This is a genomic window from Serratia sp. Nf2 (assembly GCF_003028435.1).
Lineage (GTDB): Bacteria > Pseudomonadota > Gammaproteobacteria > Enterobacterales > Enterobacteriaceae > Serratia > Serratia marcescens_L.
The window spans coordinates 382,102-408,208 of sequence record NZ_PYTW01000005.1 but is presented as its reverse complement, the minus strand read 5'-3'; the positions used below and the strand labels follow the sequence as shown (position 1 = coordinate 408,208).

Sequence of the window (26,107 nt, the reverse complement as noted above, 5' to 3'; positions counted from 1 at the left end):
TGGAGAGTTTACAGCAGGCTGATATCCAGATACTCCCCCAGCGGCGCCCGCTCGGCCTGCGGCAGGTGCGGGATTTCGCCCAGCAGCGGCGCCGGCAGCATACGGCGCAGCGTGGCCAGGTATTCCTGATGCCGCCGCCCCGGCGGCGTCACGTCGTTGGCGATCCAACCGGCCAGCGTCAGCCCCGCCTGTTGCACCGCCTGCGCCGTCAGCACCGCGTGGTTGATGCAGCCCAGTTTGATGCCCACCACCAGGATCACCGGCAGCTGCTCCTGCTGCACCCAGTCGGCGAAGGTGTACTGCGCCGACAGCGGGGTAAACCATCCGCCCGCGCCCTCGACCAGCACCCAGTCGGCGCGCTGCTCCAGCCGGCGCAGGCCGTCGGACAGCCGCGCCGCCTCGATCGGCCGGCCTTCATCGGCGCTGACGATATGCGGCGAGGTCGGTTCGGCAAAAACGTAAGGGTTCACTTCGTCGTAGCGGAGCGCCACGCCGCTGTTGGCCTGCAGCGCCAGCGCGTCGCCGTTGCGCAGCCCCTCGGGGGTCATCTCGCTGCCGGAAGCCACCGGCTTATAACCGGCGCTGCGGTAGCCCGCCCGGTTGGCGGCCTGCAGTAAGGCGCTGCTGGCGACGGTTTTTCCGACCTCGGTGTCGGTGCCGGTCACGAACCAACGTTTAATCACGATAAATCACTCCATAAACCAGATGATAGCTGAGCGGGAACTGCCCCTGCCGGCACGGGTAAGCCGCCTGCAGCGCGGCGAGACGGCCGCGCGACATCAGGCCGCCCTCACGCCCCTGATGCAGATGCGTGGCCCCGATGCCCTTGAGCGAACGCATCAGCGTCATCACGTCCGGGTAGTTCAGGGTGCGCAGCTCCGTGACCAGCTCGTGTCGGTAGTCAGCACAGACGGCGCGGATCTGCGCCAGCGGCAGAAAGGCGTTCACGTGGCGCTCGCCGTCCACCTGTTGCCAGGCGTCCCCCAGCTCCTGCAGCGATCCCGCCGCCAGCGTGGAAAACAGGATCGCGCCGCCGGGGCGGGTGACGCGATACAGCTCCGCCAGCGCGGCGGGCAGATCGCTGCACCACTGCACCACCAGGCTGCTGAAACAGATGTCCATCGCCGCATCGGGCAGCGGCACCTGTTCGATATCGCCCAGCAAATAATGATGCGCCGCCTGCCGTTGGCGGGCGACGTCCAGCATGCCCGGCGCCAGATCGAGCGCGGTTACCTGCATGCCGCGCTCGCGCCACAGACGGCTGAAATAACCGGTGCCGCAGCCGGCATCCAGCAGCCGTTCGCCCGGATGGGCACTCCCCATCCCCAGTAAGCGCTCGCCAACGTCACGCTGCAGCGCGGCGGCGGCGTCGTAGCTGCCGGCGGCACGGCTGAAGGCCGAAGCGACCGCCTGTTTGTTCACCGCGTCATTGGCTGACGTCATGTAATACCTCCAGCAGGCGATCGATGTCCTGCGGCTGATGCGCCGCCGTCAGGGTAATGCGCAGCCGCGCGCCGCCCGGCGGTACCGTCGGTGGGCGGATGGCGCTCACCCACAGCCCGCGCTCGCGCAGGCGGGTCGCCAGATCGAGTGCGCGTTGATTGTCCCCCACCAGCAACGGCTGGATGGCGGTGTCGGAATCCGTCAGGGTTAGCGCCAGCGGCGCCGCGCCCTGGCGGAAACGCCGGATGTTGTCCTGCAGCCGGGCGCGCAGTTCATCGCCCTCTCGAATGCAGGCCAGCGCCGCCTGCAGCGCACAGGCCTGCGCCGGCGGCATCGCGGTGCTGTAGATCAGATGGCGGGCGAACTGCAGCAGATACTCGGCGGTCGCCTCATCGCACAGCACTGCCGCGCCGCTGACGCCGAACGCCTTGCCGAAGGTCGCCACCAGCAGTTCAGGGCGCACGCCCTGCTGCCAGCAGCTGCCGCGGCCTTGCTCGCCGCGCACGCCGACGCCGTGGGCATCGTCCACCATCAGCCAGGCGCCCGCCGCGCGGGTTAAGCGATGCAGTTCCGTCAACGGTGCGCCGTCGCCGTCCATGCTGAACACCCCTTCGGTCACCGCCAGCCGCTGCCCTTCACAGGGTTTGGCCAGCAGATCCGCCAGCGCCTGCGGCTTGTTGTGCTGGAAGCGGCGCAGCTCGGCCGGCGACTGCGCCGCCGCCTCCAGCAGCGAGGCGTGGCTGAGGCGATCGGCTAAAATGCGATCGCCTTTCTGCATCAACGCCGCCAGCACCGCCTGGTTGGCGGCGTAACCGGAGATAAACAGCAGCGCGCGCGGATAGCCGAGCCACGCCGCCAGTTGCTCCTCCAGCGCCTGATGCGCCGCGCTAAAGCCGGTGACATGGCTCGAACCGCCGCTGCCGACGCCGTAACGCTGCGCGCCCTGCTGCCAGGCGGCGATTACCCGCGCGTCCTGGCTCAGCCCCAGGTAGTCGTTGCCGGAGAAGTTCAGGTAGAGGCGATCGCCGAGCCGGATCTGGCGGCCATTGCCGCCCTCGGTGGTCTGTCGCCGACGGTAGGCGGCGTTGAGGCGCCGCTCTGCCAGCGCCTGCTCGATGCGTTGTGGCCAGCTCATCACAGCGCCGCGTTGTAAAACTCGGCGGTATCGGCGTTCAGCAGCTGCTTAGCCAGCACCTGCTGTTGCTGGTTGTCGCCGTGTTCGGTGGCGGTCTGCTGCGGGTTCAGCCCCAGCTTGCGGAACAGCTGCAGGTCTTTGTCTTCTTCCGGGTTCGGCGTGGTCAGCAGCTTGCAGCCATAGAAGATCGAGTTGGCGCCGGCCATAAAGCACATCGCCTGCGTCTGTTCGTTCATCTGTTCACGGCCGGCGGAGAGGCGGACATAAGAAGACGGCATCATGATGCGCGCCACCGCAATAGTGCGGATGAAGTCAAACGGATCGACGTCGTCGTTATCCGCCAGCGGCGTGCCTTTTACCTTCACCAGCATGTTGATCGGCACGCTCTCCGGCGGCTTCGGCAGGTTGGCCAGCTGCACCAGCAGCCCGGCACGGTCGCGCACCGTTTCACCCAGCCCGACGATGCCGCCGGAGCACACTTTGATGCCGGCGTCGCGCACTTTGTCGAGCGTATCCAGGCGTTCCTGGTAGCTGCGGGTGGTGATGATGCTGCCGTAGAACTCCGGCGAGGTATCGAGGTTATGGTTGTAATAATCCAGCCCGGCTTCCGCCAGCCGCTCGGCCTGAGTGCCGTCCAGTGTGCCCAGCGTCATGCAGGTTTCCATGCCCATCGCTTTCACGCCCTGCACCATCTGCTGCAAATAAGGCATATCGCGCTCGTGCGGGTTCTTCCACGCCGCGCCCATGCAAAAACGGGTCGAGCCGTTCGCCTTGGCCTTGCGCGCCGATTCCAGCACCTGCTCGACCTGCATCAACCGCTCCGACTCCAGGCCGGTCTTGTAGCGCGAACTCTGCGGGCAGTATTTGCAGTCTTCCGGACAAGCGCCGGTTTTGATCGACAGCAGTGTGCTGACCTGCACCTGACGCGGGTCGAAGTGTTGGCGGTGTACGGTTTGCGCTTCGAACAGCAGTTCAAGCAGCGGTTTATCAAACAGGGCCTGGGCTTGCCCTACTGTCCAGTGAATGCGGTCGGCCATCATGGCGTCTCCAAAACGAAAAAGTGTCGCCAGTTTAAATATTGTGGATATACTGTCAACCAATCTTAATTCAATTTGGTTTACAAGTATGTCCGTCACTGCTTCCGACCTGGCGTTTGACCAACGTCATATCTGGCACCCCTACACCTCCATGAGCCGCCCGTTACCCTGTTACCCGATCGAATCGGCCAGCGGCGTCGAACTGCAGCTGGCGGACGGCCGGCGTCTGGTGGACGGCATGTCCTCCTGGTGGGCGGCGATCCACGGTTACAACCACCCGCGCCTGAATCAGGCCGCCAGCCAGCAGCTGGAGAAGATGTCGCACGTGATGTTCGGCGGTATTACCCATCCGGCCGCCATCTCGCTGTGCCGTCGGTTAGTGGAGATGACGCCGGAAGCGCTGCAGTGCGTGTTCCTGGCAGATTCCGGTTCGGTGGCGGTGGAAGTGTCGCTGAAGATGGCGCTGCAGTATTGGCAGGCGCGCGGTGAGCGGCGGCAGCGCATCCTGACGCTGCGCCATGGCTATCACGGCGATACCTTCGGCGCGATGTCGGTTTGCGATCCGGACAACTCGATGCACAGCCTCTATCAGGGCTACCTGGCGCCGCACCTGTTCGCCACCGCGCCGCAGTGCCGCTTCGACGAAGAATGGCGCGAAGAGGACATCGCCCCGTTCGCCGCGTTGCTGGAGCAGCACGCCGGTGAAGTGGCGGCGGTGATCCTGGAACCGGTGGTGCAAGGTGCCGGCGGCATGCGCATCTACCACCCGACCTACCTCAAGCGGGTGCGCGAGCTGTGCGATCGCTATCAGGTGCTGCTGATCGCCGACGAGATCGCCACCGGCTTCGGCCGCACCGGCAAGCTGTTCGCCTGCGAGCACGCACAGGTGGTACCGGACATTCTCTGCCTGGGCAAGGCGCTGACCGGCGGCTACATGACGCTGTCCGCCACCCTGACCACCCGCCACGTGGCGGAGACCATCAGCAACGGCGCGGCCGGCTGCTTTATGCACGGCCCAACCTTTATGGGCAACCCGCTGGCCTGCGCGGTGGCGGACGCCAGCCTGGCGCTGCTGGCGGAAAATCGCTGGCAGGCGCAGGTGAGCGCCATCGAATCCCAGCTGAAACAGGAACTGCTGCCGCTCGCGGCGCTGCCGAAGGTGGCGGACGTGCGGGTGCTGGGCGCGATTGGGGTGGTGGAGATGCGCGAACCGGTGAACGTCGCCGAGCTGCAGCGCGGGTTCGTCGAGCGCGGGGTGTGGATCCGGCCGTTCGGCAAGCTGATTTACCTGATGCCGCCTTACATCATCGAAGCGGAACAGCTCAGCCGCCTGACCGCCGCCGTCGCCGCCGCCGCGCGTTAATGCCTTACCAATGCTGGTCCAGATAGCGGGCCAGCAATCCCAGACACAGCAGCCAAAGTAAAATGATCATCGCTGCCGCCATGCGGCCGGTGGGGTTATCGACGCGCTTTTGCGCCTTCTCGCGCAGCTCGGCCATCAGCGGCTTGGGGATCAGGCGCACCGCCAGCATGATGCCCAACGGCACGATGATGACGTCATCCAGATAGCCCAGCACCGGAATGAAGTCCGGGATCAGATCGATCGGCGAGATCGCATAGCCGGCCACCAGCAGCGCGATCAGTTTGGCGTACCACGGGGTGCGCTTATCACGGGCGGCCAGCCACAGCGCGTAAATATCGCGCTTGATGCTTTTGGCCCAACGGCGCAGCCAGCCGAACCACGGCGTGCGTTTTTTCAGTGAGATCATGGTGGCGTTATTTGGCTATCCGGCGGTCTGTAGGAAGGAAGATGCGGCCATGGTAACCGATCCGCGCCGCCGTTGGCGAATGGCAATCCCACTTGTATTGTCACGGCGAAACGATCTAGCTTAAGGGTCCGCGTTTACCGACAACTGGGAGTCACTATGGCTTTTCGTTTGTACAGCAACGATCTGCAGGACGGCGGCAAACTGCCGCAGGCGCAGGTCTTCAACGGCATGGGCTACCACGGCGATAACCTGTCGCCCCACCTGGCCTGGGACGGCGTGCCGGCCGGCACCAAGAGCTTCGTAATCGCCGTTTACGATCCCGATGCCCCGACCGGCTCCGGCTGGTGGCACTGGATCGTGGCCAATATTCCCGCCGACGTGCGCGAGCTGCCGCAGGGCGCGGGCTCCGGCAAAGCCCCACTGCCCGCCGGCGCACTGCAGACCCGCACCGACTTCGGCTCGGCTGGCTACGGCGGCGCGGCGCCGCCAGAGGGCGAGAGCCACCGCTACCAGTTCACCGTGCATGCGCTGGACGTGGAGCGTATCGAAGTGGATGAGGGATCCAGCGGCGCGCTGGTGGGCTTCAACGTCCATTTCCACAGCCTCGGCAGCGCCACGCTGACGGTGACGTTCAACTGATTCCCCGCCAATAAAAAAGCGCGATTCAACCGAACCGCGCTTTTTCCATACTCGTCTGACCGCCGAATTACTTCGCCAGCACGCTCACCCACATCGGGCCTTTGCCCACCGGATAGCGCGCCAGCGTGGTCAGCTCGCCGCTGCGCTGGTCAATCTCATGCACCGCGATGTGATCGGATTTCTGGCCGGACGAAATCACGAAGCGGCCGCTGTGATCGATATTGAAACCGCGCGGCTGCGCTTCGGTCGGGTGATAGCCGACCACGCTCAGCGTGCCGCCGTCTTCGGAAACGCTGAAAATGGTCAGAATGCTGGCGGTGCGATCGCTGGTGTACAGGAAGCGGCCGTTCGGGGTGATATGGATGTCCGCCGCCCAGCGGGTGCCGTCGAAGTCGGCCGGCATGATGTCCAGCGTCTGCGTCACGGTGTAGTGGCCGCCGTTTTCCGAGATGGCCAGCACGTCCACCGTGCCGTCCAGCTCATTGACGCAGTAGGCGAACTTGTCGTTGTGGTGGAACGCCATATGGCGCGGGCCGGCGCCGGCGGCGGTCACCACCGCTTCCTGCGCGTGCGGCGTCAGCTGGCCTGCCAGGCTCAGGTTGAACAGGCGGATGCGGTCTTCTTTCAGGCACGGCACCAGCACCAGCTGGTTGGTCGGATCGATGTTCGCCGAGTGCGGCGCGGTCAGGCCGTCGATCTGCTGAATAGGCGCCGTCACCACGCCGTCATGGCCAATCGGGCTGATGCTGGCGCAGTTGCCGCTGTAGGAGGCGGAGAACAGGTAACGCCCCTGCAAATCGGTGGAGATATGGGTCGGGCTGCCCGGCAGCGGCGCCATGCCGGCCTGCTGCAGCGTGCCGTCCGCCTCGATGCGGTAGCTGACGATGCCGAACGCCGGACGTACGCCGACGTACAGGTGGGTCTTGTCCGGATGAAGGGTCATCGGCTGCACCTGGCCCGGCACATCAACGGTTTGCAGCAGCGCCAGCGCGCCGGCGTCGTCCAACTGCCAAACGTGGATCTGCTGGCTCTCCGGGCTGGCGACATAAACGATTTGCTTCATGTGTTCTCCTTGCAAAGGGTAAAAGAGGAACCGGTTTCAGGCCGTTCGATTGCCCCTAGCTTACCGCACATCCGTCGCATGGCAACCCCGCTTAGCACCGGAAGCTCACGCGGTTTTCTCCGTTGGCTATCCGGTGTACCATCGAATTAATTTTATGGCTAACGATAACGAGAACCCTATGAGCTACCGCGTCATCGCCCTCGATCTTGACGGCACCCTGCTGGACAACCAAAAACGCATCTTACCGCAGTCGCTGGAAGCACTGACGCAGGCGCGCGCCGCCGGCGTCCAGGTGGTGGTGGTCACCGGCCGCCATCACGTCGCCATCCATCCTTTCTACCAGGCGCTGCAGATAGACACCCCGGCCATCTGCTGCAACGGCACCTACCTGTATGATTTTCAGCAGAAAAAGGTGCTGGCCGCCGATCCGCTGGCGAAAGATCAGGCCAAGCAGGTGCTGCAGATGCTCAAACAGACCGACATTCACGGGCTGATGTACGTTGACGACGCCATGCTGTACCAGGAGCCGAGCGGCCACGTGACCCGCTCGCTGGCCTGGGCCGAAACTCTGCCGGCGGCGCAGCGCCCGACGCTGCTGCAGGTCGGCAGCCTGGCGCAGGCGGCCGACGACGCGCAGGCGATCTGGAAATTCGCTACCTCGCACGCCGATACCCTGGCGCTGCGCGAGTTTGCCGACACGGTGGAGAAAGAGCTGGGGCTGGCGTGCGAATGGTCCTGGCACGATCAGGTGGATATCGCCAAAGGCGGCAACAGCAAAGGCAAGCGCCTGCGCCAATGGGTAGAGTCGCAGGGGCTGAGCATGGATCAGGTGGTGGCGTTCGGCGACAACTACAACGACATCAGCATGCTGGAAGCGGTCGGGTTGGGTGTGGCGATGGGCAACGCCGATGACGCGATCAAGGAACGCGCCGATCTGGTGATCGCCGATAACCTGCAGCCGGGCATCGCCGAGGTGATCCGCACCCGCGTACTCTAGTTTTTTCGCCCTCCCGCCGGGAGGGCCTGTCTTAGCGGCTCTCGCGGCTGATCGACACGCTCTTCACCTGCGCGTACAGCCACTGCCCGGGGCGGATCGCCAGTTCATCGCGCGCCCACGGCGTGATCCGCGCCCACAGCACGTGCTCCCCGACCGCCAGCTTCACTTCCACCTGCCCGTCCACCTCCAGATACTCGCTCACCTTGGCCGGCAACACGTTGCGAATGCTGCTGTTGACCGGCGGTTGCAGCACCAGCGAGACGTCGGCGGCGTTGATGCGAATGCGCAGTTGGGTGCCCAGTTCGGCGTCGATGCCGCTGACCCACAACCTTTGATCGCCAAGCGCCAGCGCGGTCATGGCATAGCGTTGATGATGCTCAATCACGCTGACGCGCAGCACGCTGCTCTGATCTTCACGCTGCAGCCACGGCCGCAGCGCGCTGCTGGCCCAGACGGCTTCCAGCCCGCCGAACGCAAGCACCTCGCCGCGATCCAGCACCATCACCTGCTCGGCCAGGCGCAGGATCTCGTCCAGGCTGTGGCTGACGTAGAGGATGGGGATGTTGACGTCCTGCGCCAGCCGCTCCAGATACGGCAGCAGCTCGCGTTTGCGCGGCAGGTCGAGCGAGGCCAGCGGTTCGTCCATCAACAGCAGCTCCGGCGCGGTCAGCAGCGCGCGGCCGATCGCCACCCGCTGTTTTTCACCGCCGGAGAGCGTCAGCGGCAGCCGATTGAGCAACGGCCCGATGCCCAGCAGCTCGACGATGGTATTGAACTGCGCGCGCATGCCGGCCGCCATGCCGTACTGCAGGTTGCCGCGCACCCGATAGTGCGGGAACAGCCGTGCATCCTGAAACACGTAGCCGATGCGGCGCTTTTCCGGCGGCAGGCAAAGGCCCGCGGCGGTATCCACCAGCGTACGGCCATTAAGTGCGATGCGCCCCTGCTGCAAGCGGGTCAGGCCGCCGATGGCGTTAATCAGGGACGTTTTGCCCGCGCCGGACAGGCCGAAAATCGCGGTGATGCCCTGCGCCGACAAATCGGCGCGGACGTTGAGATTAAGGTCGCCCAGCTGCTGCGAGAAATCCAGCTCCAGCATTTACACCCCCATCCGTTTGCGGCCCCAGCGGGCCAGCCATTCGGACACCATCAGGGAAGCCAGCGACAGCACGATGGCGATCACGCACAGGCGCGCGGCGGCGGCTTCCGCCCCCGGCGTTTCAATCAGCGTATACATCGCCAGCGGAATGGTGCGGGTTTCACCGGGAATGTTGGAGACGAAGGTGATGGTGGCGCCAAACTCCCCCAGCGAGCGGGCGAAGGCCAGCACCACGCCGACAATGACGCCGGGCAGCGACAGCGGCAGCGTGATGGTGAAAAACACCCGCCACGGGTTGGCGCCCAGCGTGCGCGCCGCCTGCTCCAGCCGGGTATCCACCGCCTCCAGCGCCAGCCGGATGGCGCGCACCATCAGCGGAAACGCCACCACCGCCGATGCCAGCGCGGCGCCGCGCCAACTAAAGCTAAAGCTGAAGCCGAACCAGTCGTACAGCCACTCGCCGATGACGCCGCGCCGCCCCATGGCGATCAGCAGCAAATAGCCGACCACCACCGGGGGCAGCACCAGGGGCAGGTGAATGACGCCGTCCAACAGCGCCTTGCCGGGAAAGCGGCAACGCACCAGCACCCAGGCCATCAGAATGCCGAACGGCAGGCTGCAGACCACCGCCAAACCGGAGACTTTCAGGCTCAGCTCAACCGCCTGCCACTCGTACTCACTCAGAATCATTTACGCGGGGTGAATCCATAATGTTCGAAAATAGCGGCCGCTTCCGGGCTCTTCAGATAGGTATAGAAAGCGCTGACCGTCGGATTTTGACGATCTTTCACCATCGCCATCGGATATTCAACCGGTTTGTGGCTGTCTTCCGGGAACACGCCCACCACTTTCACCTTGTCGCTGGCGACCGCGTCGGAGCCGTAGACGATGCCGAGCGGCGCTTCACCGCGCTCCACCAGCGCCATGGCGCTGCGCACGTTGTTGGCGCGCGCCAGTTTCGGCTCCAGCGCGTTCCAGGCGCCCAGGTGCTCCAGCGCCTCTTTGGCGTAGATGCCGGCCGGCACGTGATCCGGATCGCCCACCGCCAGGCGGCCGCCGTTGAGCAGCTTGGCCCAGTCGGTCTGCTTGTCGATGGCGATCTTGTCTTGCTTATCGCTCTTGGCGGCGATCAGCACCAGTTCGTTGCCCAGCAGCGTGTAGCGGGTGTCTTTCACCATCTGCTGCTTGTCGATGGCGTAATCCATCCACTGTTGATCGGCGGAGATGAACAGATCGGCCGGGGCGCCCTGCTCAATTTGGCGCGCCAGCGTCGAGGACGACGCAAAGGAGGAAACCACCTGCACATCCTTGCCTTTTTGATACTGGGTGGCGATGTCCTGCAGCGCGTTGGTCAGCGACGCGGCGGCGAACACGGTGATCTTTTCCGCCGCCGAAGCCTGTGCCACCAGGCCCGAGGCCAACACGATCCCGCCAACCCATTTGGTCCATTGCTGTTTCATTGTTTTTCTCCGCAAGTTAACGTGCATTATCACTCTTCGTTATATAAAAAATAATATAACGTTGCGCGAAAGCTTGTCATGCGGTTTATCGGCAAAGCGTGAGATAACTTGAGGAATGCCCGCCGGGCGACGCCGGCGGGTATCGGGATGGGGAACGGTCAGTGCTGGGTGCGGTTTTCTTTCGAACGGCCCACTTTGGAGAAGACGTTGAACACTTCGCCAAAACCGTAGATCAGGCCGAGGATCAGCGCCATGACCACCGGCACCATGACTACGGCAAACAACAGACTTTTCAATAATTCCAACATGATAGCCTCGCTTAACTGCCCATTGAGCGGCAAATGCCTTTCACCGCATATCGGGTTATTCTAACCCAAAAAAATCGCTAAAACCGGAGTTATTTTAGCCAGCGGGGCGAAATTGTGATCGGCCAAACGTGCCCTTTTGACCGATCTCATCCCGCCGCGGGATAGTAGATCAACGGTGGCGCGTAGCCGGCGGGCGCCGCCAGCCGGGCCTCCACCCCGTACACCGCGCGAATGTGTTCCGGCGTCAGCGCCTGCTGCGGCGCACCCGCCGCGCAGACCCTGCCTCGCTGCAGCAGCGCCACCCGATCGCAATAACAGGCGGCCAGATTCAGATCGTGCAACGTCACCACCACGCTAAGTTTCAGCCGCCGCAGCAAGGCCATAAACTGCTGCTGATGGGCGATATCCAGATGGTTGGCGGGTTCGTCCAGCAGCAGCCACGGCGTTTGCTGCGCCAGCGCGCGCGCCAGGTGCACCCGCTGCCGTTCACCGCCGGACAGCCGCTGCCAATCGCGATCGGCCAGGTGGCTAATGCCCACTTGCTCCATCGCCTGCCCGGCGAAGCGGCGATCCTCGGTACCAAAACCGCGCCAGCGGCCGATATGGGCCAGGCGCCCCAGCAGCACCGCCTCCTTCACCGGCAGCGCGAAGGCGCCGGGGGCGGATTGCTCGAGAAAAGCGATGCGCCTGGCGCGCTCCCGCCCGGAAAACGCGGCGATCTCGCGCCCTTCCAGCCAAACGCGGCCCCCGGCGACGGGCTGCAACCCGGCCAACAGCTTGAGCAACGTGGATTTACCGCTGCCGTTGACGCCGAGCACGCCGGTGACCTCACCGTGCAAGGCGCAGAAACTGAGATTTTCCAGCACCGTGCGTTCGCCCGCCCGCCAGCTCACCCCCTCGGCGCACAGGCCGGATCGCGCTTTTTCAATCGTCATGCATTGACCTTCCGATACAGCAACAGCAGGAATACCGGCACCCCCAGCAGCGCGGTCAGCACGCCGACCGGCAGCTCGCGCGGGGCAAACAGCGTTCTGGCCAGCGTGTCCGCCGCCACGGCGAACAGCGCACCGCACAGCGCGCTGGCCGGCAACAGCCGCCGATGCCGCGAGCCGACCAGCCGCCGGGCGACGTGCGGCACCGTCAGCCCGATAAATCCCACCGCACCGCTGAACGCGACGATCGCCGCCGTCAGCGCGGTGGTCACCACATACAGCAGCAGCTTCAGCGGAGCCACCGCCACCCCCAGCGAAGCGGCGGTCACGCCGCCGAACGCCAGCGCGTCCAGCTCACCCGCTCGCAGCCAACAAAGCAGCAGCGCCGCCGCCAGCGCCAGCCCGCACAACCCGACCTGCGGCCAGCGCGCGTCGCTGAACGATCCCAGCAGCCAGAACATCACGCCGCGCGTGGCGTTGGCATCCGCCTGCCAGAGGGTGATCAGCGAAGTCAGTGCGGAGAGCAGCTGCGTCACCGCTACCCCGGCCAGAATAAACAGCGTGGACTCCCCCTGCAGGGAACGCCCGGCCAGCAGCATCACCAACGCAAACGCCCCCAGCGCGCCGATAAACGCGCCACCGGACACCGACAACAGGCCGCCCCCCAGTCCCAATATCAACACCGTTACCGCCCCCACGCCGGCGCCGGAGGAGATCCCCAGCACCCAGGGATCGGCCAGCGGGTTGCGGGTCAGCGACTGCAGCACGGTGCCCGCCAACGCCAGCCCGGCGCCGGCCAGCGCCGCCAAGAGCGCGCGCGGCATCCGCAGCGACCAGATGATGCGCTGATACACCTCGGCATCGGTCGCCGCGCTGCCGCTGACGCCGAATACGATGCGCCAGGCGTCGTGCCACGCGATCGGCGCAGGCCCCGACAAGGTGGCGCCCAGCAGGGCCAGCGGCAGCGCCGCCGCCAACAACAGCAGCCAGCCGGCCTCACGGCCGGGCAGTAACCGCCGGATCATGCTATTTCCAGCCTGCGATCACATAGTCGTCCAACAGCTGCCACACCGTCCCTGCCTCGCTGAAACCGGCCTGCCTGAGGGCCGCGAGCTGGAAATCCACCGGCGTCGGCGGTGGCACCGGGCGGCCGGCGAACAGCGCTTCACGCTCGGCCTGATAAGCGGCCAGCGCCGGTGATTGCAGCGCGCCCGCGAACCAACGATCCCAATCCTCGACGCCGTTGTCCCAGGCGCGCTGTTGGGTCTGCTCATCATGCCGCTCCGCCAACGCTTTCAGCCGCGGCTGACGCGGGTCATAGCGCTGATGATCGGCGTTGAGGAATACGCCGCCGTCGGCCAGCAGCCCGGCGACGTTGCGGTACAGCGCCAGCTGCTGCTCTGGCATCAGCCAGTGCAGCGCCGTGCTGGACACCGCCGCCTGCGGCGCGGGGCCGGACAGCGCGGAAAAACAGGCCGGATCCGCCAGATCGGCCTGCAGAATGCGGATCCGATCGCCGTATTCCGCCAGCGCGCCGCGCGCCACCGCCAGCAGCAGCGGATCAAGATCGATGGCGGTCACTCTGGCCTGCGGAAAGCGCTGCAAAATGCGCAGGCTCAGCGAGCCCGGGCCGCAGGCCAGATCCACCACGTGAAAATCCTGGCCGGCAGCCAGCGCCAGCACGTCCAGCTGGGCGTTAAAACGCGCTTCCCGTTCGGCGATGTAGGCCGCCTGCTGGCGATCCCAGGAGTCCAGCAGCGAAGAGAATGAAACGGCAGTCATATCAAGGTTCCTTGTTGGAAAAAGTCGGAGCCTGCGGCGGCAAGGCCGCCAGGCCCCGAATCAAACGGCCCAGCGCCGCCACGGTGCGGGCGGAAGGGTCCATGTCGTAACCGGGGAGGATCACGTAGCGCCGCTGGCGCACGGCGCGCAGCGTCGCGGTCAGCGGGTGATGTTCCAGAAAGGCGATCTTGTCGGCCGCGCTGTCGCCGAGGCCGCCGCGCGGCAGATCGCCAAGCACGATCGCATCCGGATCGCGGGCGGCGATGATTTCCCAGGACACCGTCGGCCACAGCTCGGGCCGATCGCCGAACAGGTTCTCGCTGCCGACGCTGCGGCTCAGCAAGCCTGGCGCGCCGCAGCAGCCCGCCACATAAGGCGTCTGCGCGCCGGCATACCACCACAGCAGACGCCAATGCGGCAGCGGCGCGCGCTGCGCCTCAAGCGCCCTCAGCTGCCCGCGCAGCCGTTCGATCAGCGCTTCACCGGCGCGGCTGACGTTGAAAATAAGCGCCAGCTCCCGTAGCTCGGTGAAAATGTCTTCGAACGTCAGCGCGGCGACGATCGCGCTTTGCTGACCGCTGCAGGCGCCGGGAGAGAGATAAGTGCCGATGCCCCATTCCGCCAGCCGCGCCCGGTCGGGCGTTTCCGGGCTGTGCAGCCAGTAATAGCTGGCCGAATAGACAAAATCCGGCCGCATCAGCAGCAACGCTTCCGCCGTGGGCGGCGCCGGGCTGGTGGGCGCCCGCAGCGCATCGGCCGGCGCCGTCGGTGCGGGATCGCGCGCGCGGTCATACCCGACCACGCCGATCGCGCGGGCGGCCAGCCCCAGCGCCAGCAGATTTTCCAGCGCCGGGTTGGCGTAAACCAGCACCCGCTGCGGCGGCTGCGGGTAATCGCGCGTTACCCCGCAATTTTGCAGGCTGACGGCATCGGCACGCAGCGGCGCGCCCCCGCCCAATCCCAGGGCGCACAACAGCAGGGCAAGCCAGCGTTTCACGCCGTCAAAACCTGACCGACACGAAGGTTTCATAGCTGCGCGGCGGCGCGATCAGCGCCTGATCCGGGTAGGTGCGCTGATAGGCATACAGCTGGTTGGTGGCGTTGCGAATGCGAAAACCGACATCGACGATCGGCGTCAGCTGATAGTCTGCCGCCAGATCGAGCGTGGTGTACGCGCGCATCTTGCGCCGGTTGGCGTCGTCGTTGTAGCTGCTGCCGACGTAGCGCAGCGAAGAAGCCAGCCCCAGGCGCTCCGTCGCCTGATAATGCACGCTGAGGTTGGCGGTCCAGTCCGGGATATAGGCCGGGCGATTGCCGTTATAGCTGCGCAGCGGGCTGCCGCCGCGATAGTCGTCGTAGCGGGCGTGCGTGTAGGCGGCGTTGCCGGCCAGCTCCCAGCGCTCGTCGGGACGCAGCACCACGCCAAGCTCAATGCCGCGCGACGTCTGCCGGCCTACCGCGTTCAATGCATCCGGCCGCTGCGCGTCGGGCACAAACAGGTTGTCCTTGCGCAGTTCGTACAGCGCCAGCGTCGCCTCGCCCTTGTTACCCCAAAACTGCCCTTTGGCGCCGGCCTCCCACTGACGCGCTCGCGTCAGCGGCAGATCGGTCTGCGTTGGGCTGAGGAAGAACAGATCGTTGCCCGGCTCCTGGCCGGTGGTGTAGTTGGCGTAGAGCGTGAGGTTATCAGTCAATGCATAGCTGGGGCCCAGGCTCCAGGTACTGAAAACGTAGGTGTGCGCGCGGCTCTCTTCCTGCGGCCCCTGGAAGCGCCAGTCCATGTTCATATGGTTGTAGCGCAACTGGCCCAGCAGCGCTAAACGCTCGGTCAGGCTGAAGCGATCCTCGAGAAAGGCGGCGTACTGGTTCTGGGTGACGTGGCGCACCGGCGCGCGTTGCCGGTCGGTACCCTGGGCGAACGGCTCTCGGGGCGGCGCGCCAAGCGGAACGTCTTCCGAGCCGGGGAAGCCGTTGGAATAATACTGAAAATGCCGCTTGCTCAGATCGAGGCCGACCAGCAACCGGTTATCAAAACCGGCGATGGCGCGGTCGAATACCAGCGAACTGCGGTTGCCGATCAGATCGTCGTCGTGCGCCAGGGCGCCGAAGGAGTCGCGGTTGACGTCGCCGGGCCGGGCCGCCGCCGCGACGCGGAAGCGCTCGACGTTGCGCCATTCGCGAAAGCCGCTGTAGTAATAGAATTGGTTATGCCATTCCACTTCGGGCGTCATAAACCAGTCCAGGCTGGCCTGAAATGCGGTGGCGTTGCTCTGGATGCGGCTGTCGGTCAGGTTGTTGTAATTGATGTCGCGTAGTTCGCCGGCAATGCGCCCGTCCAGCAGCGGCGTGCCGTAGTAAGGGTTGTTGGTGCGATTGAGCATGCGGTCCAGGCTCAGCGTCAACAGCGCATCGTCCGTCAGCTTAAACAGCAACGAGCCGGAAACCCGCTTCTGCCGATCGCGTTCATACTGCACGTTGCTGCCGCTGTCGTTGCCGCTGACATCCAACCGGTACGCCACCGCATCATCCACCAGCGCGCCGCCGGCCCCCAGATGCAGACGCTGGCTGCGGTAGCTGCCGAAGCCATAATCGAGCTCGAGCGGCTGGCGGCTGAAGGTCGGCCGCCGCGAGATCAGGTTGACGCTGCCGCCTGCGGCGCTCAGGCCGTTCAAGGCCGATCCCGGCCCGCGCAGTATCTCGATGCTGTCGTAATGCGCCGGATCGCCCAGCTGCAGCGTGCTGCCGGGCATCTCTACGCCGTTATACAGCCAGGCGATCGGCCGAAAACCGCGCGCGGAAAAGTTGTTGGACAACGTTGGCGAAGCGACACCGGACAAGCCGGTGGCGTGCTCGACGGCGGCGGCCAGCGAGCGATCGCCCCGCTGTTGGATCGCCCTTGCGCTGATGATATCGACGCTGCGCGGCGTCTCCCGAGTGGTCAGCCCGAGCTGCGAAGCGCTGCGGCTCACGGCGCTCAACGCATCGTAGCGCCCGGCGGGGGCCGCCGCCTCCACGGTGAGCTGTTCTTCGCACCCCGTGGCATTGCGGGCTTTATCGCAGTCGGCGGCGAAAGCCAGCGGCGCCGTCAGTGCGCCGCCGACCCAGGCGGCGGCAAGGCATAAAGATTTTCTGGGCGTGACAAGACGCCGGCGTGTCGTACTCATGTGAAGCATCCCTGTGGTGAAATAAAAACCGGCCGCAGCCGGCGTAAAGCCTTATCGTTTTTTAGTTATGTTATATTATAACAATAAAGCAATACCAGTCTTTATTGCCCCGCGCTCCAGTGCACTGCGTTTGGCGCTTTGCCGCCAAATCGGCGACAATAAGATTTTTGCCGCCGACAGGATGCGCTATGCAGGCCGAAATTCTTCTGACTCTCAAACTCCAGCAAAAGCTGTTCGCCGATCCGCGCCGCATCGCGTTGCTGAAACAGGTGCAGCACACCGGCTCCATCAGCCAGGGCGCCAAACTGGCGGGTATCAGCTACAAAAGCGCCTGGGACGCCATCAATGAAATGAACCAACTGGCGGAACACACGGTGGTAGAACGCGCCACCGGCGGTAAAGGCGGCGGCGGCGCGCAGCTGACGCACTATGGCCAGCGGTTGATCCAGCTGTATGACCTGCTGGGCCAGGTGCAGCAAAAAGCGTTCGACGTATTGCAGCAGGACGATCTGCCGCTCGACAGCCTGCTGGCGGCCATCTCGCGCTTCTCGCTGCAAACCAGCGCGCGCAATCAGTTCTTCGGCACCGTCATCGAACGCGATCATCAGCAGGTGCAGCAGCATCTGGCGATTTTGTTGAACGACGGCACCACTCGCCTGACGGCGGCCATTACCCAGCAAAGTGCCGACCGGCTGCAGCTGACGCCGGGCAAAGAGGTGCTGGCGCTGATCAAGGCGCCCTGGGTGCGGTTAAGCGTCGAGACGGCGGATCATGCCGGTGCGGATAACGTGCTGGCGGGCGTGGTGGCCGGCATTCAGCCAGGCGCCGAACACAGCGAGGTGCTGGTAACGCTGGCGGGCGGAGAAACCCTGTGCGCCACCCTGACGACGGCGGAGTTGCAGCGTCTGCAGCTGAGCGTTGGCAACGCCGTACACGCCCTGTTCAACGCCGATCGCGTGATTGTCGCCACGTTGTGTTAAGCGCAACATGACGTTGCGTTTTTGTTGATTGACATCCCCCTGCAATGCGCCTATTTCTAAGGCAAATAATTGCAAAAAAAGGAACAGGTGATGTCGTCGTTGCATATTTCGCAAGGTTCATTCCGCTTAAGCGATACCCGCACCCTGACGCTGGACGCGCTGGAAATCCAGGCCGGCGACAGCTGGGCCTTCGTCGGCGCCAACGGCAGCGGCAAATCCGCCCTGGCGCGCGCGCTGGCGGACGAACTGGTTCTGCTGAGCGGTGAGCGCCGCAGCGATTTTCGGCACGCGGTGCGCATCTCTTTCGAACAGCTGCAAAAAATGGTCAGCGACGAGTGGCAACGCAACAACACCGATCTGCTCAGCGCGGACGAGGACGACACCGGCCGCACCGCGGCGGAAATCATTCAGGAAGAGGTGAAAGACGCCGCACGCTGTGAGCGGCTGGCCGCGCAGTTCGGCATCACCGCCCTGCTGACGCGCCGCTTCAAATACCTCTCCACCGGCGAAACGCGCAAGACCTTGCTGTGCCGGGCGCTGATGCCCGAGCCTGACCTGCTGATCCTCGACGAGCCCTTCGACGGGCTGGACGTGCACTCGCGCGCGCAGCTCGCCGCGTTGCTGAGCGAGCTTTCCGCCCAGGGCCAAACCGTGGTGCTGGTGCTCAACCGGTTCGACGAAATCCCGGATTTTGTCCGACAGGTGGGCGTGCTGGCGGACTGCACCCTGACCAGCCGCGGGCCGCGCCGCCAAGTGATGGCGGACGCGCTGGTGGCACAGCTGGCGCACAGCGAAAACCTCAGCGGGCTGGCGCTGCCGGAAACCGAGGATCCGACGCAAAAAGTGGCCCTGCCGGCGGACCGGCCGCTGATCGTCCTGCGCGACGGCGTGGTCAGCTATAACGATCGGCCGATCCTCAATCATCTCGACTGGCAGGTTAACCCCGGTGAACATTGGCAGATCGTCGGCCCGAACGGCGCCGGCAAATCCACGCTGCTCAGCTTGATCACCGGCGACCATCCGCAGGGCTACAGCAACGATCTGACGCTGTTCGGCCGCCGCCGCGGCAGCGGGGAAACCATTTGGGAAATCAAACGCCATATCGGCTACGTCAGCAGCAGCCTGCATCTGGATTATCGCGTCAACACCAGCGTGCGCAACGTGGTGCTGTCGGGGTTCTTCGACTCGATCGGCATTTATCAGGCGGTCTCGGATCGTCAGCGGCAGCTGACCGAGCAGTGGCTGGCGCTGCTCGGGCTCGACGGCGCGCGCGGGGATGCCCCGTTCCATAGCCTTTCCTGGGGCCAACAGCGGCTGGCACTGATCGCCCGCGCGCTGGTGAAACACCCGGCGCTGCTGATCCTCGACGAGCCGCTGCAAGGGTTGGATCCGCTCAATCGCCAGCTGGTGCGCCGCTTCATCGACGTGCTGATCGGCCAGGGCGCCACCCAACTGCTGTTCGTCTCGCACCATGCCGAAGACGCGCCGCAGTGCATCACACACCGCCTCAGCTTCGTGCCCGACGACGAAGGCGGCTACGGCTACCAACAGCAACGGCTGGAGGCGGCCTCCGCCTGAAACGCGGCGTAAACATATCCGGCAACACTTCACCGCAGCACATCACATTTGGCCTTTTATCATAGAAAGAAAGAAGGCCATTTCCTGGAGACGCCATGTCCGCTGCGTTGATTATTATCGACCTGATCGAGGATCTGATCGGGTCCAAAGGGCGCGCCAATCACTGCCGCGAACAGGGGGTGGCGACCCACCTGCTCGCCAACGTCAATGCCGCCACGGCCTATGCCCGGGTGCGAAAAATTCCGGTGATTTGGGTGCGGGTGGGTTTCGCCGACGATTATCATGACATCCCGCCCCACTCGCCGCTGTTCAACCATCTCAAGCAGATAGGCGCGCTGCGTTTAAACAGCCCGGGCTGCCGCTGGGTGCCCGAACTGCATCAGGAAGAGACCGATCTGCAGTTTGAAAAAACGGCGGTCAGCGCCTTCTCCGGTAACAATTTGTTAGCCTGGCTGCGGCAACATCGGTGCCACCATTTGCTGCTGGCGGGCATCAGCACGCCGCTCGCCATTGAGAGCACCGCGCGTCAGGCGCACGACGCCGGCTTTCAGGTGACCGTACTGCACGATCTGTGCGCAGCCCCCACGCAAGAGATCCACCAGCAGAGCCTGGATACCCTGCAAAATCTGGCCGAAATCACCCGTTCGCAGGCCTGGATGAAAGGCTAACTCCCATCGCCGCCGGTCATGTGGGCCGGCATCATGCACGAATGCGTCACTGCCCCGACCTTTAGCGTCATCTTGGTGTGCTACTATCCGCTTTAGCGCTCAATCTCGCCATCATCGCACGCCGCAAAGGCGCTGAGCGCCGTGTACATATTTTAAAGGGACATATTATGTGGGGCGTACTGGCTGCTTCGTTATTTTTCTTGCCGTTTAACCGGCTGATCGCCTGGGTGATCCTGGCCGCCTCGGCGGGCATGGGGCTTTATCATGGGGTACTGACGCCACTCAGCCTGAGTTATCTGCTGGTGATCGTAGCGTTGGCGGGGCTGCGTCACCATTTTCGCGAGCAGCGTAATCTGGCGATCGCATTCGAAGGGTTGGTGGTCGCCGGCTGCGTCGCGCTGTTCTTGCATCTGGTGCCGGGCATCCACAACCAGCTGATGATCGACGGCGAAAAAGCCGGCCCGCTCAGCGCGCCGTTCACCATGTATTACAACTTCGACAAGGCGATGGTGCCCTTCCTGCTGTTCGCCTGCTTGCCCACGCTGTTCAGAACCGATAAAGCGGAAAAAAGCATCGCCTCGGGTTCCTGGATTGCATTGATCATCAGCGTACCGGCATTGTTGCTGCTGGCCGTAGCGCTGGGTGGCTTAAAAATCGAGCTGCATGCGCCCGCCTGGATGCTGCCTTTCGTGATGGCAAACCTGTTCTTCGTCTGTATGGCCGAAGAAGCGCTGTTTCGCGGTTACCTGCAACAGCGCCTCAGCCAATGGCTGGGCGCCTGGCCGGCGCTGATCGTCGCCTCTTTGGTGTTCGGCGCCGCGCATTTGGCCGGCGGCATGCTGATGGTGATCTTCGCGACGCTGGCCGGGGTGATCTACGGCCTGGCGTGGATGTGGAGCGGCCGCCTGTGGGTGCCGATTCTGTTCCATTTCGGGCTTAATCTGACCCATCTGCTGTTCTTCACCTACCCGCTGTATCAGCATCCTTAACGGCTGAAGCCGGCAGAGAGCCCCTCTTTGCCGGCTAGCTGGGTGAAAACGCTATCACCGTTATCTCATCGCAATGCCCTCAATTACGTTGCCTCCGGCTTTCCTTCGCCCATCCTGCGCATTTCAATGAAGTGTAAACGATTCCATTTTTCGCGTTAGATCACCTTTTTACCGTCGCGAGCGTGCTATCTTTTTGCGCAATGACCTCCCCCTGTTCAGCAACGGGCGTATTAAGACGGTAACTGGAAACGATTACACCCTCGTCGACGCCAAGAAAGGAACCGTATGACGGAATTTAACCCTATCGACCATCCGCACCGCCGCTACAACCCGCTGAGCGGCCAGTGGGTGCTGGTTTCACCGCACCGCGCCAAGCGCCCCTGGCAGGGCCAACAAGAGGCCGTCCCGACGGAAACGCTGCCGGCGCACGATCCCGACTGTTTCCTGTGCCCGGGCAATGCGCGCGTCACCGGCGATCGCAATCCGGATTATCGCGGCACCTACGTCTTCACCAACGATTTCGCCGCGCTGATGAGTGATACGCCGCCGGCGCCCGACAGCCAGGATCCTTTGATGCGCAGCCAGAGCGCGCGTGGCGTCAGCCGGGTGATCTGCTTCTCTCCCGATCACAGCAAGACCCTGCCCGAATTGCCGCTGCCGGCGCTGGAGCAGGTGGTCGCCGCCTGGCAGGCGCAAACCGATGAGCTGGGCAGGCAGTACCCCTGGGTACAGCTGTTCGAAAATAAAGGCGCGGCGATGGGTTGCTCCAATCCGCACCCGCACGGGCAAGTCTGGGCCAACAGTTTTCTGCCGAACGAGGCCGAGCGCGAAGATCGCCTGCAGCACGAGTATTTTCAGGAGCATGCCTCCCCGCTGCTGTTGGACTACGCGCAGCGCGAGCTGGCCGCCGGCGAACGCATCGTGGTGAACACCGAACACTGGCTGGCGGTGGTGCCCTACTGGGCCGCCTGGCCGTTTGAAACGCTGCTGCTGCCGAAAGCCGCGGTGCAGCGCATTACCGATCTCAGCGCGGCGCAAAGCCAAGATCTGGCGCTGGCGCTGAAGAAGCTGACCAGCCGCTACGACAACCTGTTCCAGTGCTCCTTCCCCTATTCGATGGGATGGCACGGCGCGCCGTTCAACGGCGCCGACAACCGACACTGGCAGCTGCACGCCCATTTCTACCCGCCGCTGCTGCGTTCAGCCAGCGTGCGCAAATTTATGGTCGGTTACGAGATGCTGGCGGAAACCCAGCGCGATCTGACCGCCGAACAGGCCGCAGCGCGTCTGCGTGCCGTCAGCGATATTCATTACCGTGAAGCCGGAGCCCAAGCATGAGCCTGAAACCGCTTACCCATTCCCTGTTTACCGAACACTTCGGCTACGCGCCGGCGTTGACCCTCCAGGCGCCGGGGCGGGTGAACCTGATCGGCGAACATACCGATTACAACGACGGCTTCGTGCTGCCCTGCGCCATCGATTACCAAACCGTCATCGCCTGCGCCAAACGCGACGACCGCCAGATCCGCGTGCTGGCCGCCGATTATCAGAATCAGCAGGATCAATTCTCGCTCGACGATCCGATCGTCAGCCACCCCGATCAGCGCTGGTCCGACTATGTGCGCGGCGTGGTGAAACACCTTCAGCGCCGCAGCGCCGACTTTGGCGGCGCGGATCTGGTGATCGCCGGTAATGTGCCGCAAGGGGCGGGGCTCAGCTCCTCCGCCGCGCTGGAAGTGGCGGTGGGCCAGGCGCTGCAGGCGCTCTATCAGCTGCCGCTGGACGGCGTCGCGCTGGCGCTGAACGGCCAGGAGGCGGAGAACCAATTCGTCGGCTGCAACTGCGGCATCATGGATCAGCTGATCTCCGCGCTCGGCCGGCGCGACAGCGCTCTGCTGATCGACTGCCGCTCGCTGGAAACCCGTGCGGTACCAATGCCGGACAACGTCGCGGTGGTGATCGTCAACTCCAATGTGCAACGCGGGCTGGTGGACAGCGAATACAACACCCGCCGCAAACAGTGCGAAGCAGCGGCTCAGTTCTTCGGCGTCAAGGCGCTGCGCGACGTCAGCCCCGAACAGTTTGAGGCGCGCCAACACCAGCTCGATCCGTTAGTGGCCAAACGCGCGCGCCATGTGATCAGCGAGAACGCCCGCACGCTGGCAGCGGCCGACGCGCTGGCGGCCGGCGATCTGCAGCGCATGGGCCGGCTGATGGCGGAGTCGCACGCCTCTATGCGCGACGACTTTGAAATCACCGTGCCGCCGATCGATAAGCTGGTCGAGATCGTCAAAGCGGCGATCGGCCCACGCGGCGGCGTGCGCATGACCGGCGGCGGCTTTGGCGGCTGCATCGTCGCGCTGATGCCGCAGGATCTCGTGGAGACGGTGCGTGCCGCCGTGGCGTACGAGTATCCGCAGCAAACCGGCGGATTGCAGGAAACGTTCTATGTCTGCCAGGCTTCTCAAGGCGCCGGCCTATGCTGACGGCAGTCGCCCCCGATGGGCAGCCTTATCAGCTGACCCAGTTGCAAAACGCCGGTGGCATGACGGTGACGCTGATGGACTGGGGCGCCACCTGGCTGTCCGCCGTCTTGCCGCTCACATCCGGTGAAAAACGCGAGCTGCTGCTCGGCTGCCGCAGCCCGGCGGACTACCCGCGTCAGGGCGCCTATCTGGGCGCCACCGTCGGCCGCTACGCCAACCGCATCGCCAACGCCAGCCTGCCCATCGACGGAAAACCCCATGCGCTGGCTGCCAATCAGGGCGCCCACCAGTTGCACGGCGGCCCCGACGGTTTTCATGCCCGCCGCTGGCGCCGGGTCCAGCACGATGCGCAACAGGTCTGCTATGCGCTGCACTCGGCGGAGGGCGATCAGGGTTTCCCCGGCAATCTCGACGTGCAGGTTTGTTACCGCCTGACTCACGACAATCGTCTGGAAATCAGCTACCTGGCGCAGGTCGATCGCCCCTGCCCGGTCAACCTGACCAACCACGCCTATTTCAACCTGGACGGCGCCGGCACCGACGCACGCGCCCAGCGGCTGCAGTTGTTCGCCGATCGCTATCTGCCCGTCGACGCCGAGGGCATTCCCTGCGCCGATCTGACGCCGGTGGACGGCAGCGGCATGGATTTTCGTCAGCCGAAAACGCTGCTGCAGGATTTCCTGCGCGACAGGGACCAGCAACGGGTGAAAGGCTACGATCACGCATTCCTGCTGCATCGTACCTGTGGGGCGCTGGAGAGCCCGGCGGCCCATTTGTGGTCCGCCGACGGGCAAGTGCAAATGAGCGTGTTCACCGACGCGCCTGCGCTGCAACTCTACAGCGGCAATTACCTGGCCGGCACGCCGGCGCGCGATGGCGGCAGCTACGCCGACCATGCCGGCGTGGCGCTGGAGAGCGAGTTTTTGCCGGACAGCCCGCACCATCCCGAGTGGCCGCAGCCGGACTGCTGGCTGCAGCCGGGGAGCCGCTACCGCAGCGCCACGCATTATCAGTTTTATCCTATCTGACCCGCTACGCCCCTCGCCGTGCGGCCGGGGGCAATTTGTTATAAATGCTTACCTTTTAGCGCTATCCCCCCACCGGCGCCCACCTTCCCTTATTCCAAAGCGCACACTACACTCAGGCTACCGTGATAAGCACAACGCCTTGTGCAACGTCACCATTTTCGGCCGATGGCGGCCAATCAATAGCTGAAGGAACACCTATGCGTCTGATTACTGCACTTCCATTGCTGGCGGGCTTAATGCTGAGCACCAATCTGATGGCGGCCGACACGACGACGGCGACGAAAACGCCTTCTCCGGCGCAGGCGGCCCAACAGAAACGCATGACCGATTGCAACCAACAGGCATCCACCAAATCGCTGAAAGGCGCCGATCGCTCCACCTTCATGAGCACCTGTCTGAAATCCGAAGGCTCCGCCGCGACGGGCAAAACCCTGACGCCGCAGCAGCAGAAAATGAAAAGCTGCAACGCCGACGCCAAGACCAAGGATCTGAAGGGCGACGCGCGTAAAACCTTCATGAGCAACTGCCTGAAAAAATCGGCCTGATTTTCCCCGCGCCACGGCGCGCCCGGAGCGATTTCGGCGCGCCATTTCCCCCTCGCAGCGCCAGCCTGAACGATTCAGCTTTTTCCTTTCGCCAGCCCTTACTTTGCGGCAAGAAATTGGCTATGGTTAGACACTATCGATTGCCGAGCCCCGGCCCGCGGCAATATAATGATTTTCGTTATCATTGAAATGTCAGATTATTAAGGAGTTAAGCTATGGCTGTAACTAAGCTGGTTCTGGTGCGTCACGGCGAAAGCCAGTGGAACCAAGAAAACCGCTTCACCGGTTGGTATGATGTTGATCTGTCCGACAAGGGCCGCACCGAAGCGAAAGCAGCAGGCAAGCTGTTGAAAGAGGAAGGTTTCACTTTCGACTTCGCTTACACCTCCGTACTGAAGCGCGCGATCCACACCCTGTGGAACATCCTCGACGAGCTGGATCAGGCCTGGTTGCCGACCGAAAAATCCTGGAAGCTGAACGAACGTCACTACGGCGCACTGCAGGGTCTGAACAAAGCGGAAACCGCCGAAAAATACGGCGACGAGCAGGTGAAACAATGGCGTCGCGGCTTCGCGGTGACCCCACCTGAGCTGACCAAAGAAGACGAACGTTACCCTGGCCACGATCCACGCTACGCCTCGCTGACCGAGCAAGAGCTGCCGCTGACCGAAAGCCTGGCGCTGACCATCGATCGCGTTATCCCTTACTGGGACGAAGAGATCCTGCCACGCATCAAGAGCGGCGAGCGCGTGATCGTTGCAGCGCACGGCAACTCGCTGCGCGCGCTGGTGAAATACCTGGATAACCTGAGCGAAGACGAAATCCTCGAGCTGAACATCCCAACCGGCGTGCCGTTGGTGTATGAATTCGACGAGAACTTCAAGCCAATCAAACGTTACTACCTGGGTAACGCCGACGAGATCGCTGCAAAAGCGGCCGCCGTGGCAAACCAGGGTAAAGCGAAGTAATTTCGCCCGTTAACGAAAAAGCCCCCGGTGAAAACCG

The 26,107-nt window shown here is 64.0% G+C and carries 27 protein-coding genes; 12 read left to right on the top strand and 15 right to left on the bottom strand.

The window, feature by feature from the left end; genetic code table 11:
* Window positions 1–8 precede the first annotated feature (8 nt).
* From bioD to bioB, 4 genes are read right to left on the bottom strand one after another with little or no spacing between them, the layout of a single operon-like run.
* On the bottom strand, window positions 9–683 hold the full coding sequence (gene bioD / locus C9411_RS14350) for a dethiobiotin synthase (RefSeq protein WP_063991142.1): 675 nt from the start codon (window positions 681–683) through the stop codon (window positions 9–11).
* Window positions 676–1,443 carry a malonyl-ACP O-methyltransferase BioC gene (bioC, locus tag C9411_RS14345; protein WP_107227307.1) on the bottom strand — a complete coding sequence of 256 codons (768 nt, stop codon included), beginning with the start codon at window positions 1,441–1,443 and terminating at the stop codon, window positions 676–678. The genes bioD and bioC overlap by 8 nt, the downstream gene beginning before the upstream one ends.
* Window positions 1,427–2,578 (bottom strand): 8-amino-7-oxononanoate synthase, encoded by a 1,152-nt coding sequence (gene bioF / locus C9411_RS14340; protein WP_107227306.1) that lies wholly within the window; start codon window positions 2,576–2,578, stop codon window positions 1,427–1,429. The genes bioC and bioF overlap by 17 nt, the downstream gene beginning before the upstream one ends.
* The gene (gene bioB / locus C9411_RS14335; protein WP_025301918.1) at window positions 2,578–3,615 is read right to left on the bottom strand and encodes a biotin synthase BioB; all 1,038 of its coding nucleotides are present in this window, start codon (window positions 3,613–3,615) and stop codon (window positions 2,578–2,580) included. Before bioB ends, bioF begins: the two co-directional genes overlap by 1 nt.
* 88 nt (window positions 3,616–3,703) lie before the next feature.
* Here bioB and bioA point away from each other — a divergent pair, with 88 nt between their 5' ends.
* Window positions 3,704–4,978: an adenosylmethionine--8-amino-7-oxononanoate transaminase gene (bioA, locus tag C9411_RS14330; protein ID WP_107227305.1), complete on the top strand. Its 1,275-nt coding sequence runs from the start codon at window positions 3,704–3,706 to the stop codon at window positions 4,976–4,978.
* A gap of 4 nt (window positions 4,979–4,982) precedes the next feature.
* On the opposite strand, the gene C9411_RS14325 is transcribed toward bioA, so the two are convergent.
* Window positions 4,983–5,384 carry a YkvA family protein gene (locus C9411_RS14325; RefSeq protein ID WP_038870940.1) on the bottom strand — a complete coding sequence of 134 codons (402 nt, stop codon included), beginning with the start codon at window positions 5,382–5,384 and terminating at the stop codon, window positions 4,983–4,985.
* 156 nt (window positions 5,385–5,540) lie between these two features.
* Here C9411_RS14325 and C9411_RS14320 point away from each other — a divergent pair, with 156 nt between their 5' ends.
* Window positions 5,541–6,023: a kinase inhibitor gene (locus tag C9411_RS14320; protein ID WP_060420913.1), complete on the top strand. Its 483-nt coding sequence runs from the start codon at window positions 5,541–5,543 to the stop codon at window positions 6,021–6,023.
* Between the two features lie 67 nt (window positions 6,024–6,090).
* Here C9411_RS14320 and pgl read toward each other — a convergent pair whose 3' ends face one another.
* A complete protein-coding gene (pgl, locus tag C9411_RS14315) occupies window positions 6,091–7,086 on the bottom strand; it encodes a 6-phosphogluconolactonase (RefSeq protein ID WP_063991137.1) in 996 nt (331 codons plus the stop codon).
* 178 nt (window positions 7,087–7,264) lie between these two features.
* Between pgl and C9411_RS14310 the strand changes: the two genes are divergently transcribed.
* Window positions 7,265–8,083 carry a pyridoxal phosphatase gene (locus tag C9411_RS14310; protein ID WP_063991136.1) on the top strand — a complete coding sequence of 273 codons (819 nt, stop codon included), beginning with the start codon at window positions 7,265–7,267 and terminating at the stop codon, window positions 8,081–8,083.
* A gap of 31 nt (window positions 8,084–8,114) precedes the next feature.
* On the opposite strand, the gene modC is transcribed toward C9411_RS14310, so the two are convergent.
* The 9 genes from modC to C9411_RS14265 all read right to left on the bottom strand — a co-directional run bounded on the left by modC (window position 8,115) and on the right by C9411_RS14265 (window position 16,828).
* Complete coding sequence (gene modC, locus C9411_RS14305) at window positions 8,115–9,182, bottom strand: molybdenum ABC transporter ATP-binding protein ModC (protein ID WP_107227304.1); 1,068 nt, start codon at window positions 9,180–9,182, stop codon at window positions 8,115–8,117.
* Window positions 9,183–9,872: a molybdate ABC transporter permease subunit gene (gene modB / locus C9411_RS14300; RefSeq protein WP_015377003.1), complete on the bottom strand. Its 690-nt coding sequence runs from the start codon at window positions 9,870–9,872 to the stop codon at window positions 9,183–9,185.
* Entirely contained in the window at window positions 9,869–10,642 is a 774-nt protein-coding gene (modA, locus tag C9411_RS14295; RefSeq protein WP_063991134.1) for a molybdate ABC transporter substrate-binding protein, read from the bottom strand. Before modA ends, modB begins: the two co-directional genes overlap by 4 nt.
* Window positions 10,643–10,800: 158 nt before the next feature.
* On the bottom strand, window positions 10,801–10,950 hold the full coding sequence (locus C9411_RS14290) for an AcrZ family multidrug efflux pump-associated protein (protein ID WP_004939813.1): 150 nt from the start codon (window positions 10,948–10,950) through the stop codon (window positions 10,801–10,803).
* Between the two features lie 146 nt (window positions 10,951–11,096).
* Complete coding sequence (locus C9411_RS14285) at window positions 11,097–11,885, bottom strand: ABC transporter ATP-binding protein (RefSeq protein ID WP_107227303.1); 789 nt, start codon at window positions 11,883–11,885, stop codon at window positions 11,097–11,099.
* On the bottom strand, window positions 11,882–12,907 hold the full coding sequence (locus C9411_RS14280) for an iron ABC transporter permease (RefSeq protein WP_063991132.1): 1,026 nt from the start codon (window positions 12,905–12,907) through the stop codon (window positions 11,882–11,884). The genes C9411_RS14285 and C9411_RS14280 overlap by 4 nt, the downstream gene beginning before the upstream one ends.
* 1 nt (window position 12,908) lies before the next feature.
* A complete protein-coding gene (locus C9411_RS14275; protein ID WP_063991131.1) occupies window positions 12,909–13,664 on the bottom strand; it encodes a trans-aconitate 2-methyltransferase in 756 nt (251 codons plus the stop codon).
* Between the two features lies 1 nt (window position 13,665).
* Window positions 13,666–14,661 (bottom strand): ABC transporter substrate-binding protein, encoded by a 996-nt coding sequence (locus C9411_RS14270; RefSeq protein ID WP_233221911.1) that lies wholly within the window; start codon window positions 14,659–14,661, stop codon window positions 13,666–13,668.
* A gap of 4 nt (window positions 14,662–14,665) precedes the next feature.
* The gene (locus C9411_RS14265) at window positions 14,666–16,828 is read right to left on the bottom strand and encodes a TonB-dependent siderophore receptor (protein ID WP_107227301.1); all 2,163 of its coding nucleotides are present in this window, start codon (window positions 16,826–16,828) and stop codon (window positions 14,666–14,668) included.
* Between the two features lie 188 nt (window positions 16,829–17,016).
* On the opposite strand from C9411_RS14265, the gene modE reads away from it, so the two are divergent.
* The 9 genes from modE (at window position 17,017) to gpmA (ending at window position 26,070) form a co-directional block, all read left to right on the top strand.
* Window positions 17,017–17,808 carry a molybdenum-dependent transcriptional regulator gene (modE, locus tag C9411_RS14260; RefSeq protein WP_107227300.1) on the top strand — a complete coding sequence of 264 codons (792 nt, stop codon included), beginning with the start codon at window positions 17,017–17,019 and terminating at the stop codon, window positions 17,806–17,808.
* Window positions 17,809–17,898: 90 nt separating this feature from the next.
* The gene (modF, locus tag C9411_RS14255) at window positions 17,899–19,386 is read left to right on the top strand and encodes a molybdate ABC transporter ATP-binding protein ModF (protein ID WP_107227316.1); all 1,488 of its coding nucleotides are present in this window, start codon (window positions 17,899–17,901) and stop codon (window positions 19,384–19,386) included.
* 95 nt (window positions 19,387–19,481) lie between these two features.
* Window positions 19,482–20,054, top strand: coding sequence for a cysteine hydrolase family protein (locus C9411_RS14250; protein WP_063991127.1), 573 nt, complete (start codon window positions 19,482–19,484; stop codon window positions 20,052–20,054).
* Between the two features lie 167 nt (window positions 20,055–20,221).
* On the top strand, window positions 20,222–21,043 hold the full coding sequence (locus C9411_RS14245; RefSeq protein ID WP_063991126.1) for a CPBP family intramembrane glutamic endopeptidase: 822 nt from the start codon (window positions 20,222–20,224) through the stop codon (window positions 21,041–21,043).
* A 285-nt stretch (window positions 21,044–21,328) separates the two neighbouring features.
* On the top strand, window positions 21,329–22,381 hold the full coding sequence (gene galT, locus C9411_RS14240) for a galactose-1-phosphate uridylyltransferase (RefSeq protein WP_107227299.1): 1,053 nt from the start codon (window positions 21,329–21,331) through the stop codon (window positions 22,379–22,381).
* Window positions 22,378–23,529 carry a galactokinase gene (gene galK, locus C9411_RS14235; RefSeq protein ID WP_107227298.1) on the top strand — a complete coding sequence of 384 codons (1,152 nt, stop codon included), beginning with the start codon at window positions 22,378–22,380 and terminating at the stop codon, window positions 23,527–23,529. The genes galT and galK overlap by 4 nt, the downstream gene beginning before the upstream one ends.
* Window positions 23,523–24,557 carry a galactose-1-epimerase gene (gene galM, locus C9411_RS14230; RefSeq protein ID WP_107227297.1) on the top strand — a complete coding sequence of 345 codons (1,035 nt, stop codon included), beginning with the start codon at window positions 23,523–23,525 and terminating at the stop codon, window positions 24,555–24,557. The genes galK and galM overlap by 7 nt, the downstream gene beginning before the upstream one ends.
* A gap of 197 nt (window positions 24,558–24,754) precedes the next feature.
* Window positions 24,755–25,102 carry a PsiF family protein gene (locus C9411_RS14225; protein ID WP_107227296.1) on the top strand — a complete coding sequence of 116 codons (348 nt, stop codon included), beginning with the start codon at window positions 24,755–24,757 and terminating at the stop codon, window positions 25,100–25,102.
* Between the two features lie 215 nt (window positions 25,103–25,317).
* On the top strand, window positions 25,318–26,070 hold the full coding sequence (gene gpmA / locus C9411_RS14220) for a 2,3-diphosphoglycerate-dependent phosphoglycerate mutase (protein ID WP_033647147.1): 753 nt from the start codon (window positions 25,318–25,320) through the stop codon (window positions 26,068–26,070).
* Window positions 26,071–26,107 lie beyond the last annotated feature (37 nt).